We start from the raw sequence: 13,835 nt of genomic DNA on the forward strand, positions 1-13,835 counted from the left end.
ATGCATATCTAAAAAAGTTGAATGCCTTAGTTCAAAACAAGGAAAAATCACGAAACAAGACAAAGTAAAAGTTGTCTATGAATTAAGGCATGAGTTTTCGTTAAAAGAACTTCTACTGCTAGCCAGTATTCCGCGTAGTACGTTTTATTATTGGATGAAAAATCTAGAACGTCCTGATCCAGACGCAGAGTTAAAAGTGCTGATAAAAGAAATTTATGAGGAACACGAATTTCGTTATGGCTATCGTAAAATTCGAGACGAGCTTACGAATCGTGGTTATAAAGTAAATCATAAAAAAGTTCAACGACTTATGAAAGAACTAGGGATAAAATCACTTGTGAAGGTAAAGAGATATCGCTCTTACAAAGGTGAAGTAGGTAAGATTGCACCCAATATTTTAAATCGAAATTTTCAAGCTGAAAAACCAAATGAGAAATGGGTTACAGATATAACTGAATTTAAATTATTTGGAGAAAAGCTATACTTTTCACCTATGTTGGACTTATATAATGGTGAAATAATTGCTTATACAATTGGTTCACGTCCAACTTATTCACTTGTATCAAATATGTTAGAACAATCTCTTGAACGTTTAACAGATTCCGATACACTACTAATTCATTCAGACCAAGGGTGGCACTATCAAATGAAAAAATATCGTAGTGCTCTTATTAAACATGGAATCACTCAGAGTATGTCACGAAAAGGAAACTGTTATGATAACGCAGTAATTGAAAGTTTCTTTAGTATCATGAAATCTGAACTACTCTATCTTAAAGAATTTAACAGTGTCGAACACTTTAAACAAGAACTAGCTAAATATATAGATTACTACAATAACAAACGAATTAAGGCAAAATTAAAAGGCATGAGCCCAGTAAAATACCGAGTTCATGCCCAACAGGCTGCCTAATTGAAGTAACCAGTCTAACTTTATGGGGTCACTACAATACCTGTTTTAGGTGGTTCGATCGTTATTGGCTTTGGTTATACGCCATTATTTATAGCTTTAATCCTCCATATCATTACGCTCGTTTTAGCGAAAAAAGCTGGTGTCCCTGCTAGTGGAAATATTTTTGGGATTGTTACTTCTTGTCTTGCATGGATTCCTATATTAGGTATGATTATGCATATTCTATCAGCCATCTTTATTTTAATTGGTGCGGCGACTCAACGTTCAAAACAGACAGATTTTTAAGTTTATGTTTTTGAAAAGCACAAGACTAACTTTAGGTTAGTCTTTCATTATTTTTAAGAAAGAGTGGTAAAATTGGTCTTTTTCTTAATCAGTGGTTTTTTTATACTTCTTATTCTAGGAATTGTTTTAATTATAAAGGGTTTTTTAGTAAAAGGACTAATATTGATTAGTGCAAGTATCGTTTTTGGAATTATAATGATTATTTACTATGAGCGGAGAAGACAGAATAGGGGATTCGATTGGTGTGATTGTGGTGATTTTGGTTTTATACCAGATTGTGATCTCCCTGATTGTCATCATCACATGCCTGATTGCACACCAGATTGTGATTGTAGCCCAGATTGTCCAAGCTAACAGGGGGATTATATTTGATTTTAAATTGGATTCCATGTCATCGTAAGGAAGAAAGGTCATTTCATATAGGCTCTTATACTTTCCCACTTTGTGCAAGATGTACAGCCATACTTACGGGTTATTTGTTTCTTCCATTTGTATTTTTGATCTCATCATTTATATTTTGGTGGTATATTCCGATTTTAATGATTCCGTTATTAATTGATGGGTATACACAGAAATGGAAATGGAGAGAAAGTAATAATTTATTCCGTTTCATAACAGGATTCTTATTTGGAATTGCTCAAACAATATTGATTGTAAAGTCTGTTCTATTTTTGATAAAAATTCTTATGTAAATTCTATATCTGCTATTATGAATTTTTTCCTCTCTAGTTGGTTAAAGTAACATTTAGATTCTTTACTAAGGAGGATTAAAAAATGGAAGATACACATGAATTTGTCGAAAAATTACACGAAAAACAAAGAAAAGACCAAAAAAATAAAGAACATCAAGGTAATGGAACACCAAACGAAAAATTACCTACTAAACAGCATGGAACAAATAAATAAAAAGTTATATAAGTAGCCGTGGCATATGTCATGGCTATTTTATTTATTTTAGATAAGAAAGGAAGACAACTTAATGTCTTCCTGTACCTTCATTATCCTTTTTACCATCTATGTGCCTTAGCATTGCTTTTTAAAATGATTGTGTTCTGAGACTCCATAGTATGTCCATTGACTTGTGATTTAGCATGTTTAGGTCTAGTCCAATTGTGGTAAAACTTCTGAGAATGTGGATCTAAATGATTTTTTATTGTCATGTTTGATTCACCTCTAAGATAATTTAGGATATGATATTCAAGTTGAATATCGTAATTAGTATTTGAAAATTAGTTGAAAAAGATACTATTTTATATTACTAAAAATTAAATTGATTAATTTAACAAGATACCTTGATTTAGATGAATATTAATTAGCTCCAAGTATTTTTAAGTAAAAATAAAATTTCATTTTATATAAATAGATTAATCTAAAAATTAAACGATATTAATGAGCGTATTTATTGATAATCAATCGGATCGTTTATTATTATTTAAATAATAGAAAATACATTTTGCTGAAGTTATTTAGATTGATTGAAAAGTGAAGGCAATTTTCAAGATTAAATAATTCACATTTTTAAATAGGATATAAATACTAAAAAAATTATTGTATTTACAATGAGGAGATTATATAGGCATATTTAATTTAGAAATACTGTTTTTTCAATTTATTCAAAGGGGAAACCGTGATGGATATTCAAAATGAGGTCTTACAATTTAAAATGGATATTGGCGTTAAAAAACCTGATAGTATTAAAAATAAAGAGGTTAAATGCCCATTCTGTGATCGAGAAAACTTAACTGATATTATTGATACATCTGGCTCAATCATTTATTTGAAAAATAAATTTCCAACATTAGAAGATACTTTTCAAACTGTTATTATTGAAAGCGATGATTGTGAAGGAGACCCTTCAAAATATTCTTTAACGCATCTGAGTGAATTATTAGCCTTTGCAATTGATAAATGGGATGAAATGGAATCGACAGGGGAATTCAAATCTGTTATTTTATATAAAAATCATGGCCCATTATCAGGGGGAACACTCAGCCATCCACATATGCAAATAGTTGGCTTGAAAAATATTGATTACAACAAAAAGGTAACAGATGTATATTTCGAGGGGATTACGATTTCGTCGGGTCATGGTTATGAATTAAACATATCTACTCATCCAATTATGGGATTTAGAGAATTCAATATTCTAATTGATGATCAGAAATTTACTCCAGAAATGGCCGTTTACTTACAAACAGTTACACATTATTTACTTAACCATTTTTATAAAGGACTTCAAAGCTATAATTTATTCTTTTATAAATGGAAGGGGAAAATTATTTGTAAAGTTATTCCAAGGTTTGTTGTATCTCCATTATTTATCGGCTATTCAATTTCTCAAGTGTCAAATCAGTTAGAAGTACATAAAGATCAAATACTAAGCCTTTACAAAAAAGAACTAGAGGCAATTTCTTCAATATAAAAAAGAGCTTACAATTTGTAAGCTCTTTTTTATATTGTTGAGAGGTTTTTAGTAAAACCAAAAAGATTTAAACAGAAAACAATATAATCAAAAAACAATTTGTACAAAATAAAAGGAAATCGAATACATATTCCCAATTTCAAAATTTCTATATTGAGTTAAATATTTCATAATTCGTTTTTTAATTCTCTAATTTGTTCAATATGACGTTTTTCATGTATACCAATAAAAGGGATCCACTGTTTTAAATTGATTTGTCCGAATAATGGATGTGGCATGCCTTTTTCTTCTAAATTTTGCCCTTTTGTTAGTTCAACAAAATGAATTAAAGATTTTCTAGATTGATTCAATTTTTCAGTCATTTCCACTTTAGTAATGAATTGATCAGTAGGTTCAAAATGAGGTGGAGAGGTTACTTTTTTAGTACGATCAGTTGCTAGATGTATTGGTTTATCTTGGATAACTTCACTTGGTGCTTCATTAAATGTACGAGTCATTAGCTTTACTAATTTAGATTCCATTAAGTATAAATGTTCAAGTACTTGCATAATAGACCATTTTTCTTTATTTACCTTCTTATTTAACTGTTCATCTGTTAATGAATCAATAACTTCCATGAGTTCTTCACGAATTTGGATATTCTCTTTCAAAAGATATTCCCCATTTCTAATTTAATAATTGTAAACCAAAACTCTTTTTACCAACTCTATGAATCTAAATGAGTTCAACTTATTTAGATAAATATTATGGGTAATCATAAGAAATACTATAAAAAAACAAATATAAATTCTTATTTTTAGTTTAATGTACGGTGTGAATTTTTACAAATTTGAATGGGTTTGAACGGTTTTGAATGGTTAAGAATGTTTCTGAATGTTTTTGGAAGAAAATGATTGATTTTTTATTTTTTGTGTCTTATACTTGGTTTTATGAAGGGGATGAATTTTATGTTAACTCCGGAAAGACAACAATTCATTATCGATATGATCAAAAGAATGGGTATTGTGAAATTAAGGGATATCGTAGAAGCTACAAATACTTCTGAGTCAACAATCCGTCGTGATTTAGTTGAGCTTGAGTCTCTTAATCTCTTAAAAAGAGTTCATGGTGGAGCAGCTTCAATCAATAGCAAAGCCACTGAATTAAGTATGACTGAAAAAACATCCAAAAACGTTCAAAGTAAAAAATTAATCGCTGGGCTTGCAGTAACTCAAATTAATGAAGGCGATTGTATATATTTAGATGCTGGTAGTACTACTTTCGAAATGATTCCTTTATTAAAGGGATTAGATGTAACAGTCGTTACGAATGGATTAATGCATGTTGAAGCACTTTTTGAAAATGAAGTGTCCGCATATCTTATAGGTGGAAAAATGAAAGGGCATACAAAAGCGTTGATTGGGAGTATGGCTTCTGAAAGTTTAAAGAATTATCGGTTTGATAAATGTTTTATTGGAGCGAATGGAATCCATCCTCAATTTGGCTATACTACGCCAGATCCTGAAGAGGCGTTTGTAAAGAAAACAGCAATCTCTATTTCAGAGAAAGTATTTATAATTGCTGATTATAGTAAATTTGGCGAAACAAGTTTTGCAAAGATTGGTGAAATTGAAGATGCGATTATTTTAACGGACGAAATAGATGATGTGCTAGCTAAACAATTTGAGGAAAAAACATCTTTGATAAAGGTAGTGAAATCATGATTTATACAGTAACACTTAATCCTTCAATCGATTACATCGTTGAAGTAGATGATATAGGGTTAGGAAAAATTAATCGAATGAAAAGGGAAAATAAATTTCCTGGCGGTAAAGGAATTAATGTTTCTAGGGTTTTAAAAAGATTAGATGTTGAAAGCATAGCACTTGGTTTTGTCGGAGGGTTTACTGGAGATTTTATTAAAAATGTCTTGGGTAATGAAAGAGTGTCATCTGACTTTGTTCAAGTGGAAGGCGATTCACGAATTAACATAAAATTAAAATCTCAATTAGAAACTGAAATAAACGGACAAGGCCCTGCTATTTCAGAGGAAAAACTAGATCAATTTTTTTATAAATTAAAACAAATTAAAAAAGGTGATTATGTTGTATTAGCTGGTAATATCCCTAATACATTACCTTCTGATTTATATGAACAATTGACATTATGGGGACAAGAAAATGGGATTCATATCATTGTAGATGCAAGTGGAAAAGTACTTTTAGATGTAGTTAAACATCGCCCATTTTTTATCAAACCAAATCATCATGAATTAGGTGACTTATTTGATGTCAAAATTACATCAATTGAACAAGCAATCCCGTACGGTAAAAAGTTAGTTGAAATGGGTGCTCAAAATGTAGGAATATCGTTTGCAGGAGATGGAGCGATTCTAATAACTGAGAATTCTGTTTATGTTTCAAATGTTCCAAAGGGAGAAGTAATTAATTCAGTCGGTGCAGGTGATTCGCTTGTGGCTGGTTTTATTGGTACTTATGTAAAAACAAATAATATCGAAACTGCCTTTAAAGTAGGTGTAGCATCAGGTAGTGCTACCGCTTTTTCAGAGGATTTAACAAAAAGAGAGAAAATTGAAGAATTACTTAATCAAGTAAAGATTGTAAAGGATTAGGGGGGCGAATTATGAGAATCACAGAATTATTAAAAATAGATACAGTTCTCATTGATTTGAATTCATCATCAAAAATGTCAGTAATTGATGAATTAATACAAGTTTTAGATCATGCAGGGAAATTAAACGATAAACAACAATTTAAAGAAGCGATTTTAACACGTGAAGGTCAAAGTACAACAGGAATTGGAGAAGGTATTGCAATTCCACATGCTAAGACTGCAGCTGTTAAGACTCCTGCAATTGCATTTGGTCGATCAAAAGATGGGATTGATTATGAATCACTTGATGGTCAACCGGCTCATTTGTTTTTTATGATTGCAGCTAGTGAGGGAGCAAATAATGCGCATTTAGAAACATTATCTAGATTATCTTCATTATTAATGGATGAAGAATTCCGTGCCTCTTTATTAAGTGCAAAAGATGCAAATGAAATTATTCAATTAATCGATCAAAAAGAAAAATCGTTAAATGATGAAAATGAAGAAACAGTGATAGCAGATTCTTCACGTCCACTAGTCCTTGCAGTAACTGCATGTCCAACAGGTATCGCTCATACTTATATGGCGGCAGATGCTTTAAAAGCAAAAGCAAGGGAATTAAATATTGATTTAAAAGTTGAAACAAATGGATCAACAGGGATAAAAAATGAATTAACAAAAGACGAGATTAGTAGAGCATCAGCTATTATCGTAGCAGCGGATAAACAAGTAGAAGTAAATCGTTTTGATGGAAAACATGTCATCCAAGTACCAGTAGCAGATGGAATTCGTAAGTCAAAAGAATTACTTGAAAGAGCCGTTAAACAAGAGGCACCAATTTTTCATGCTAATCATAATGGTGGCGGAAGTTCTTCAACTAATCAAGGATCTGGTATATACAAGCACTTAATGAACGGTGTTAGTAATATGTTACCTTTTGTAGTAGGTGGAGGGATTCTAATTGCGTTAGCATTTGCTTTTGGAGGAATTCATACAAAAGGTCCAGTAGCTGAATTACTAATGAAAATTGGTGGAACTGGTGCTTTTAGTTATTTAGTTCCGATATTAGCCGGTTTTATTGCAAGTTCGATTGCAGATCGACCTGGATTTGTACCCGGGGTAGTTGGTGGATTTTTAGCTTCAAGTGCTGGCGCGGGATTCTTAGGTGGTTTAATTGCCGGTTTCTTAGCTGGTTATGTTGTACTTGGATTAAAGAAAGTGTTTTCTAAGTTACCTAAATCATTAGAAGGTATTAAGCCGGTTCTCTTATATCCTGTATTTGGATTATTAATTACTGGTATTTTAATGGAAGTAGTCGTAAATCCTCCTGTAACTTATTTAAATTCAGCTTTAACACATTGGTTAAGTAGTTTAAGTGGTGGAAACGCTATATTATTAGGAATCATTCTTGGTGGAATGATGGCAGTAGATATGGGTGGACCTATAAATAAAGCTGCATTCACATTTGGTATAGCAGCAATTGCAGCAAATAATTTTGCACCACATGCAGCGGTAATGGCAGGTGGAATGGTACCTCCATTAGGTATTGCATTAGCTACTACACTATTCAAATCAAAGTTTACTGAAATGGAACGTAAATCAGGTATTACAAACTATGTTATGGGGATTTCTTTTATAACAGAAGGAGCGATACCATTTGCTGCTGCAGACCCAGTAAGGGTAATTGTAAGTTCTGTTGTAGGTTCTTCAATCGCAGGTGGACTTGCAATGGCATTTGGTATTACATTACCAGCACCGCATGGTGGAATATTTGTTATTCCGTTAGTAAATAAACCGATATTGTATTTGCTAGCAATATTAATTGGCGCATTTATTACAGCGATCATGCTTGGGATTTGGAAAAAGAGAGTAAATGAATAATCAAGAACAATAAAAAGGCGACCTATTAGTCAACATTTTGACTTCTAGGTTCGCCTTTTTTTATTCGAATGTTAACATTTATACAAATACTGGAATTTCGCAATGAATAATAACCCTAATTTAACACAAAATAAATCTAATTATTGTATGAGTTTGGAAATTAGGTGAAATGCATAATGCGTTCAAATAAACATACCCAAAGTAATCAGAATTCAAAAATTGAAATTAGTGGTGATTTGGATCGTAATGTAGAGTATGTAAAGAAATCATTAATAAATACGAGTGATTTAACGGTTAGACATTTAATGTTTCAAAATAAAAAGATTGTAGTTGTCTATATTAGTACAATTGTAGGTAGAGAAGCTCTTGAAGTCCAAATCATTCAACAAATTATTAATAATCCAAAAGATACGATTCCAAATACAGTATCAATTAATGATGTTAAAAGTTCGGATTCATTTGATGAATGTATTCTCAGTATTGTAAAAGGCTACACGCTCATTTTCACAGAATTTGAAAAAAATGTATTTATTTTAGAAACGACTTCATTTCAAAATAGATCAATTCAACAGCCTAGTAGTGAACAAACAATCAGGGGCTCCCACGACGGATTAGTAGAATGTATACTGACAAATATTAATCAAATTAGACGAAGAATCAGTAGTCCTAATCTTGTTGTTAAAACTTTATCATTAGGTGTAGAATCTGACACACGATTAGCAGTCTTATATATTGATACAATTGCAAATGAGGAGTTAGTTAAGGAAGTCCATAGAAGACTTTCATATATAAATGTTGATTATGTATATTCACCGGGTAATCTTGAGGAATTTATTGAAGATGACCCATATTCACCTTTTCCGCAAGTATTAACAACTGAGAGATCTGACCGAATAGCTGGTAATTTAATGGAAGGAAAGATTGCCATCCTAACAGATGGTAGCCCTTCAGCACTTGTTTTACCAATTACTTTTTTCTCATTTTATCAATCACCTGATGACTATAATAGCCGATGGATGGTCGCATCGTTTGCACGTCTTTTAAGATTGGTTAGTTTTTTAATTTCTATATCATTGCCTGCTTTATATATTGCATTAGTTTCTTTTCACTTTGAAATTATTCCAATAGATCTAGTATTTAATGTAAAAAGTTCATTAGAAAACGTTCCATACCCACCGTTAATTGAAGCTCTAGGAATGCAAATAACGTTAGAATTGCTTAGAGAATCAGCAATACGGTTACCTAATCCAATTGCCCAAACAATAGGTGTTGTAGGAGGTTTAGTTATTGGAACTGCTGTTGTACAGGCAAATTTAGTTTCAAATACGATGATTGTCGTTATTTCACTTACTGCAATTGCATCATTTGTTGTACCGGACAATGAAATGGGAACCTCTGTCCGATTGCTTGGATTTCCACTAATGTTTGCAGCATCGTTAATTGGATTAATAGGAATTGTTTTTGGACTCAGTTTTATCCTAATCCATCTATGTAAACTTGAATCGTTTGGGTCTCCATATTTTGCGCCATTTGCTCCATTTAGAAAATCAGACCTAAAAGATACAGTTGTTCGTGCGCCATCATGGAAAATGAAAAAACGACCGTTTGCACCTTTACCAAAGAATTTTAAACGAGAAAATAATTCTAGAGGATGGAAAAATGATGAAAAATGAAAAGATGCTTTCAATAACGCAATTCACATTCGTCATCATTCAAGCTCAAATTGGTGTGGGATTACTTTCACTACCTTATGTAGTCCATAAACATGCAGGGCACGACGGTTGGGTTTCAACATTAGTTGCTGGGGTAGGAGTGTTTTTACTTTTACTAATAATGTGGTTACTTGGTACGAGATTTCCAAAAGATACGATCTATGAATATACAACGAAAATAGTTGGTAAATATATTGGGACTGTAATTTCGTATCTTTATATTTTATTTTTCTTTATTGTTGCGATTTTTTGTGTGATTATCACCATTTCTGTACTTAAAAAATGGATTCTTACATTTACTCCACCTTTTGTATTAATCATATTTATAGTTGGTACAGGGATTTATTTAGCAAAAGAAAATATGAAAGTAATCGCACGATTTTTTACTTTCGTTTGTATTTTAATTTTATTTTTGATTTTCTTTGAATTTTGTTCTTACAATAATGTAAATTACCGCTATTTATTTCCAATTGGACAGGCGAGTGTTAAAAACATCCTTCTTGGAGCACATGATGCACTAATCTCCATGATGGGATTTGAATTTATTTTAGTATTATTTCCGTATGTAAAAGGAAAGCCAAATAAAATATTAAAAGCTGGAACGATCGCAATTAGTTTTGTTAGCCTTTTATATACATTTTTTTTAATTACAAGTTATATGAGTTTTAGCAAAGTAGAAATTGAAATCATACCTGAGCCAATCTTATATTTACTAAAATCATTATCATATGAAGTGATTGAAAGATTAGACCTTGTCTTTCTATCTATTTGGGTTGTACCAATCTTAACTTCATTTGTGACCTACTTATATTTAACTAGTTTCGGAATCAGCAAACTCTTAAAGTTAAAAAGCCATAGTAAAACAACTATTTTTATAGGAATTGTCATCGCGATTATCTGTACTTTTTTACCAAATAGTGAAGAATTTATAATGAAATTTGGGACAATTCTTAATTTTACAAGTTATGTTTTTATTTTTGTATTACCTTTAATTTTATTAATTGTTTCGCTTATCAGAAAAAAGAAAGAACTCGGTAATTCATATGAAATATAAAATGGTATTGATCTCTTTAATTTGTATTTTGCCTTTAACTAGTTGTTGGGATCAAAGATTACTAAAGGAGTCTAGGCTTGTTTATAGTGCTGGATTTGACTTAGCAAAGGATAATAATATGCTAGTAACTGCAGTCATTAAAACAAATAGTCAAGGTGGAAGTGATCCTTCACAAATTAAAACAACAAATGTCATTGTTACTACTACTGGAAAAACAACAAGTGCTTCAAGAATAAAATTTACTCGAAAAGTAGCGGGAGATTATGCTACTAATAAAACAAGGGTTTTATTACTTGGAGATGAATTGTCTAAACAGGATATTTATCCTATATTCGATGTTATATATAGAGACCCAAGAAGTTCATTAGGGGCAAAAGTTATTATTACTAAGGGCCGAGCGGTAGATGTGTTAAAATTAAGCAAAGTAGAGGAAACCCTTGTAAGTGAAGAAATTTTAGATCTAATAACTAACGCAGAAAGCCATACGATGATTCCTATTAAAAATGTCCAAACGATTTGTACAATTATGTTCGACCCAGGTGAAGATATTTTTTTACCGCTAATTGAAAAAGATGATGATAAATTGATTGATATTTCTGGGGTAGCATTATTTAACGATCAAAAATATACAGGGTATAATCTAATAGGTGATGAACCTACTATGTTACTTTTATTTAAAGATCAAATGAAGAAGTACGCAAGATTTAATTTAGAAGTTATTCCGAAAGAAAAAGATATTAGGGAACGATATATAACGATTCAAGTGAAAAAAAACAAGCCAAAAATGAAAATTAAAGTTTCAAAAGACAATAAAATAACCGTAAATTTAAATCTTAAACTGGACGTTGATACACTTGAGTACGCACATGATGATTTAGCTTCCCAAAAAGAAATTGATATGTTAAATAAAAAAATTTCAAAGGAGTTAACCATAAAAGCTGAAAAAATCATTAAAACAGTTCAAGAATCAAATTGTGATGCTTTAGGAATTGGCAGACAGTTAATTTCATTTCATCCAGAAGTGTGGAAAAAACTGGATTGGAATAAAGACTATGCTAAAATTACAATTAAACCAAAAGTTGAAGTAAATATTGTCGGAACAGGTATCTTAAAATAATAAAAAACCATCCACTTGAGGATGGTTTTTAGCTTGTAGACAAAGTGGTATTTCTCTACTTGTCTACAAGTTTTTTTTTATATTTTAAATTACAAAGTAATAGACGCAGAAGAAATGACAAAGTGTTCCAAGCATGATAAAAATATGAAAAATTTCATGGAAACCCCAATTTTTAAAAGATAAAAATTTAGGCTTAATTCCATAAATCACGCCACCAACTGTGTAGAAAATTCCACCTAAGATTAGTGCGAACATTCCTTTCATACTAATCGCATCAGATAAAGGTGCCGAAGCAAGTATAATGACCCATCCTAAAGCTATATAAAGGGCTGTAGATAACCATCTTGGACAACTAAACCAAATCAATTTGAACAAAACACCACAAAATGCAATAAAAGAAACAATAGAAAAGATAATCCATCCTAATGTACCTTTTAGACTAATGATACAAAAAGGAGTATATGTACCAGCGATTAAGACAAATATCATTGAATGATCCATCCGTCTTAAAAAAGCGATTATTTTATCGCTAGCTTTTGCCATATGATAGGTAGTTGAAGCTGAATAGAGAAGAATCATACTTACACCGAATGCAATAACTGCAGATGTTTGTAAGATACTTCCACCAGAAAAAGTAGATTTAAAAACCATTGCTATTAACCCAAATAGTGATAATACCGCTCCAACTAAATGTGTCATGGAATTAATAGGCTCACGCATTAAGTTCCCCATTATAATCTCCTCCAACTATGTTATGTAGTTTTGGTAACTACATATAAAGTTATCACCAACGACGTTATATAGTCAAGTGTTTTAAGAACAATTTTTTTATGATAAAATTAGTCTGTAAATTTTATATAAAGAGGACGAAAAATGAAAAAGATTAATGAATTAATTGAACAAATCGATTTAGATAAAAAAATAGTATTAGATGATATTCCTAATCTTGATCTATATATGGATCAGGTAATCCAACTATTTGATAATAAATTTGCAAAATCGAATTCGAATGAAAAAGTCATGACAAAAACAATGATTAATAATTATGCTAAAGCTAAATTGCTTTTCCCAATCAAAAATAAGAAATACACAAAGAATCATATCATTTTAATCAGTTTAATTTATCATTTAAAAGGTGCACTTTCGATTAATGATATAAAAGAAACTTTAAATGGACTAAATCAAAGAATCCTTGAAAACAATGAAATAAATATTGATGATATTTATTCAAGTTTTTTACATTTAAATGAACTAAACCTCGAAAAGTTTAAAACTGATCTTCAACAATCTGGTGAAACAGTAAACAAAGAAATTAATCAGTTAGATGATGAAAGTAAAGAATATATTGAACAATTGCTCTTAATTACTTCTTTCGTTAATATGAGTAATTTATATAAAAATGCAGCTGAAAAATTAGTAATGGAAATGATTGAGAAGCAGAAATAAAATTAATTTTTGAACGTTGTCGATGAGTGAGGGGCTGTTTCATTTGTACGGTCAAATGACATAAATTGGCCCCTCTGATGTTTAATAGATTGTATGAGGTAGGTATTAAGGTATGATTGATTGACCTTCTCTCTTCCTTACAAGTTATTAGCTGATTGCGATTCTCAGGAATTTAATTGCGGTTTTGCTAGTTTTAATTGCTATTCTCTAATTTTAATTGAAGATTTGATATTTTTAAAATTCGATTTTCAGATTTTATTTGCATAAATAGACTCATCTATTTGCAGTTCTCGGGGACATATTTGCAGTTCATCCTTAAATATTTTCAAATTCTTGCTCTTTCATTCTCATAACAGTCCATTTTTCTTGATTAAGTCTATAATAGTATTTAAATATGACTAAGAAGAAATTAG

General features: G+C 31.0%; 16 protein-coding genes. 13 read left to right on the forward strand and 3 right to left on the reverse strand.

Annotated elements, in window-relative coordinates; all coding sequences use genetic code 11:
* From ACFWM3_RS17335 to ACFWM3_RS17355, 5 genes are all read left to right on the forward strand, one after another.
* The coding region (locus tag ACFWM3_RS17335; RefSeq protein WP_390312234.1) for an IS3 family transposase at nucleotides 1–913 on the forward strand (913 nt) is incomplete at its 5' end.
* Nucleotides 914–949: 36 nt separating this feature from the next.
* Nucleotides 950–1,198 (forward strand): hypothetical protein, encoded by a 249-nt coding sequence (locus ACFWM3_RS17340; RefSeq protein WP_390312294.1) that lies wholly within the window; start codon nucleotides 950–952, stop codon nucleotides 1,196–1,198.
* Nucleotides 1,199–1,360: 162 nt separating this feature from the next.
* On the forward strand, nucleotides 1,361–1,552 hold the full coding sequence (locus tag ACFWM3_RS17345; RefSeq protein ID WP_156339589.1) for a hypothetical protein: 192 nt from the start codon (nucleotides 1,361–1,363) through the stop codon (nucleotides 1,550–1,552).
* 14 nt (nucleotides 1,553–1,566) lie between these two features.
* A complete protein-coding gene (locus ACFWM3_RS17350; protein WP_390312235.1) occupies nucleotides 1,567–1,890 on the forward strand; it encodes a DUF2085 domain-containing protein in 324 nt (107 codons plus the stop codon).
* Between the two features lie 82 nt (nucleotides 1,891–1,972).
* Complete coding sequence (locus tag ACFWM3_RS17355) at nucleotides 1,973–2,104, forward strand: DUF4023 domain-containing protein (RefSeq protein ID WP_056466015.1); 132 nt, start codon at nucleotides 1,973–1,975, stop codon at nucleotides 2,102–2,104.
* A 101-nt stretch (nucleotides 2,105–2,205) separates the two neighbouring features.
* On the opposite strand, the gene ACFWM3_RS17360 is transcribed toward ACFWM3_RS17355, so the two are convergent.
* Entirely contained in the window at nucleotides 2,206–2,358 is a 153-nt protein-coding gene (locus ACFWM3_RS17360) for a YpzG family protein (protein ID WP_387359814.1), read from the reverse strand.
* A 476-nt stretch (nucleotides 2,359–2,834) separates the two neighbouring features.
* Here ACFWM3_RS17360 and ACFWM3_RS17365 point away from each other — a divergent pair, with 476 nt between their 5' ends.
* Nucleotides 2,835–3,620, forward strand: a complete 786-nt coding sequence (locus ACFWM3_RS17365; RefSeq protein WP_483867273.1) for a DUF4931 domain-containing protein — start codon at nucleotides 2,835–2,837, stop codon at nucleotides 3,618–3,620.
* Between the two features lie 167 nt (nucleotides 3,621–3,787).
* On the opposite strand, the gene ACFWM3_RS17370 is transcribed toward ACFWM3_RS17365, so the two are convergent.
* A complete protein-coding gene (locus ACFWM3_RS17370; RefSeq protein WP_390312236.1) occupies nucleotides 3,788–4,270 on the reverse strand; it encodes a DinB family protein in 483 nt (160 codons plus the stop codon).
* Between the two features lie 297 nt (nucleotides 4,271–4,567).
* On the opposite strand from ACFWM3_RS17370, the gene ACFWM3_RS17375 reads away from it, so the two are divergent.
* The 6 genes from ACFWM3_RS17375 to ACFWM3_RS17400 all read left to right on the forward strand — a co-directional run bounded on the left by ACFWM3_RS17375 (nucleotide 4,568) and on the right by ACFWM3_RS17400 (nucleotide 11,976).
* Nucleotides 4,568–5,323, forward strand: a complete 756-nt coding sequence (locus ACFWM3_RS17375; protein ID WP_335412706.1) for a DeoR/GlpR family DNA-binding transcription regulator — start codon at nucleotides 4,568–4,570, stop codon at nucleotides 5,321–5,323.
* On the forward strand, nucleotides 5,320–6,231 hold the full coding sequence (gene pfkB, locus ACFWM3_RS17380; protein ID WP_056466005.1) for a 1-phosphofructokinase: 912 nt from the start codon (nucleotides 5,320–5,322) through the stop codon (nucleotides 6,229–6,231). The genes ACFWM3_RS17375 and pfkB overlap by 4 nt, the downstream gene beginning before the upstream one ends.
* An 11-nt stretch (nucleotides 6,232–6,242) precedes the next feature.
* Nucleotides 6,243–8,093 (forward strand): PTS fructose transporter subunit IIABC, encoded by a 1,851-nt coding sequence (locus tag ACFWM3_RS17385; RefSeq protein WP_390312237.1) that lies wholly within the window; start codon nucleotides 6,243–6,245, stop codon nucleotides 8,091–8,093.
* A 176-nt stretch (nucleotides 8,094–8,269) separates the two neighbouring features.
* Entirely contained in the window at nucleotides 8,270–9,766 is a 1,497-nt protein-coding gene (locus tag ACFWM3_RS17390) for a spore germination protein (protein WP_390312238.1), read from the forward strand.
* The gene (locus ACFWM3_RS17395) at nucleotides 9,756–10,859 is read left to right on the forward strand and encodes a GerAB/ArcD/ProY family transporter (protein WP_390312239.1); all 1,104 of its coding nucleotides are present in this window, start codon (nucleotides 9,756–9,758) and stop codon (nucleotides 10,857–10,859) included. The genes ACFWM3_RS17390 and ACFWM3_RS17395 overlap by 11 nt, the downstream gene beginning before the upstream one ends.
* Complete coding sequence (locus tag ACFWM3_RS17400) at nucleotides 10,849–11,976, forward strand: Ger(x)C family spore germination protein (RefSeq protein ID WP_390312240.1); 1,128 nt, start codon at nucleotides 10,849–10,851, stop codon at nucleotides 11,974–11,976. The genes ACFWM3_RS17395 and ACFWM3_RS17400 overlap by 11 nt, the downstream gene beginning before the upstream one ends.
* Before the next feature lie 84 nt (nucleotides 11,977–12,060).
* On the opposite strand, the gene trhA is transcribed toward ACFWM3_RS17400, so the two are convergent.
* A complete protein-coding gene (gene trhA, locus ACFWM3_RS17405; protein WP_056465989.1) occupies nucleotides 12,061–12,708 on the reverse strand; it encodes a PAQR family membrane homeostasis protein TrhA in 648 nt (215 codons plus the stop codon).
* Between the two features lie 141 nt (nucleotides 12,709–12,849).
* Between trhA and ACFWM3_RS17410 the strand changes: the two genes are divergently transcribed.
* A complete protein-coding gene (locus ACFWM3_RS17410; protein ID WP_056465986.1) occupies nucleotides 12,850–13,422 on the forward strand; it encodes a DUF1836 domain-containing protein in 573 nt (190 codons plus the stop codon).
* Nucleotides 13,423–13,835 lie beyond the last annotated feature (413 nt).

It is taken from the genome of Gottfriedia sp. NPDC058432 (assembly GCF_042721555.1).
Taxonomy (GTDB): Bacteria; Bacillota; Bacilli; order Bacillales; family Bacillaceae_G; genus Gottfriedia.

What these genes read in the sequence shown, in the direction of transcription:
- trhA (WP_056465989.1), bottom strand. Translation starts at nt 12,708, where the DNA reads ATGGGGAACTTAATGCGTGAGCCTATTAATTCCATGACACATTTAGTT.
- ACFWM3_RS17355 (WP_056466015.1), top strand. Translation starts at nt 1,973, where the DNA reads ATGGAAGATACACATGAATTTGTCGAAAAATTACACGAAAAACAAAGA.
- ACFWM3_RS17390 (WP_390312238.1), top strand. Translation starts at nt 8,270, where the DNA reads ATGCGTTCAAATAAACATACCCAAAGTAATCAGAATTCAAAAATTGAA.
- ACFWM3_RS17375 (WP_335412706.1), top strand. Translation starts at nt 4,568, where the DNA reads ATGTTAACTCCGGAAAGACAACAATTCATTATCGATATGATCAAAAGA.
- ACFWM3_RS17400 (WP_390312240.1), top strand. Translation starts at nt 10,849, where the DNA reads ATGAAATATAAAATGGTATTGATCTCTTTAATTTGTATTTTGCCTTTA.
- ACFWM3_RS17410 (WP_056465986.1), top strand. Translation starts at nt 12,850, where the DNA reads ATGAAAAAGATTAATGAATTAATTGAACAAATCGATTTAGATAAAAAA.
- ACFWM3_RS17385 (WP_390312237.1), top strand. Translation starts at nt 6,243, where the DNA reads ATGAGAATCACAGAATTATTAAAAATAGATACAGTTCTCATTGATTTG.
- pfkB (WP_056466005.1), top strand. Translation starts at nt 5,320, where the DNA reads ATGATTTATACAGTAACACTTAATCCTTCAATCGATTACATCGTTGAA.
- ACFWM3_RS17360 (WP_387359814.1), bottom strand. Translation starts at nt 2,358, where the DNA reads ATGACAATAAAAAATCATTTAGATCCACATTCTCAGAAGTTTTACCAC.
- ACFWM3_RS17395 (WP_390312239.1), top strand. Translation starts at nt 9,756, where the DNA reads ATGAAAAATGAAAAGATGCTTTCAATAACGCAATTCACATTCGTCATC.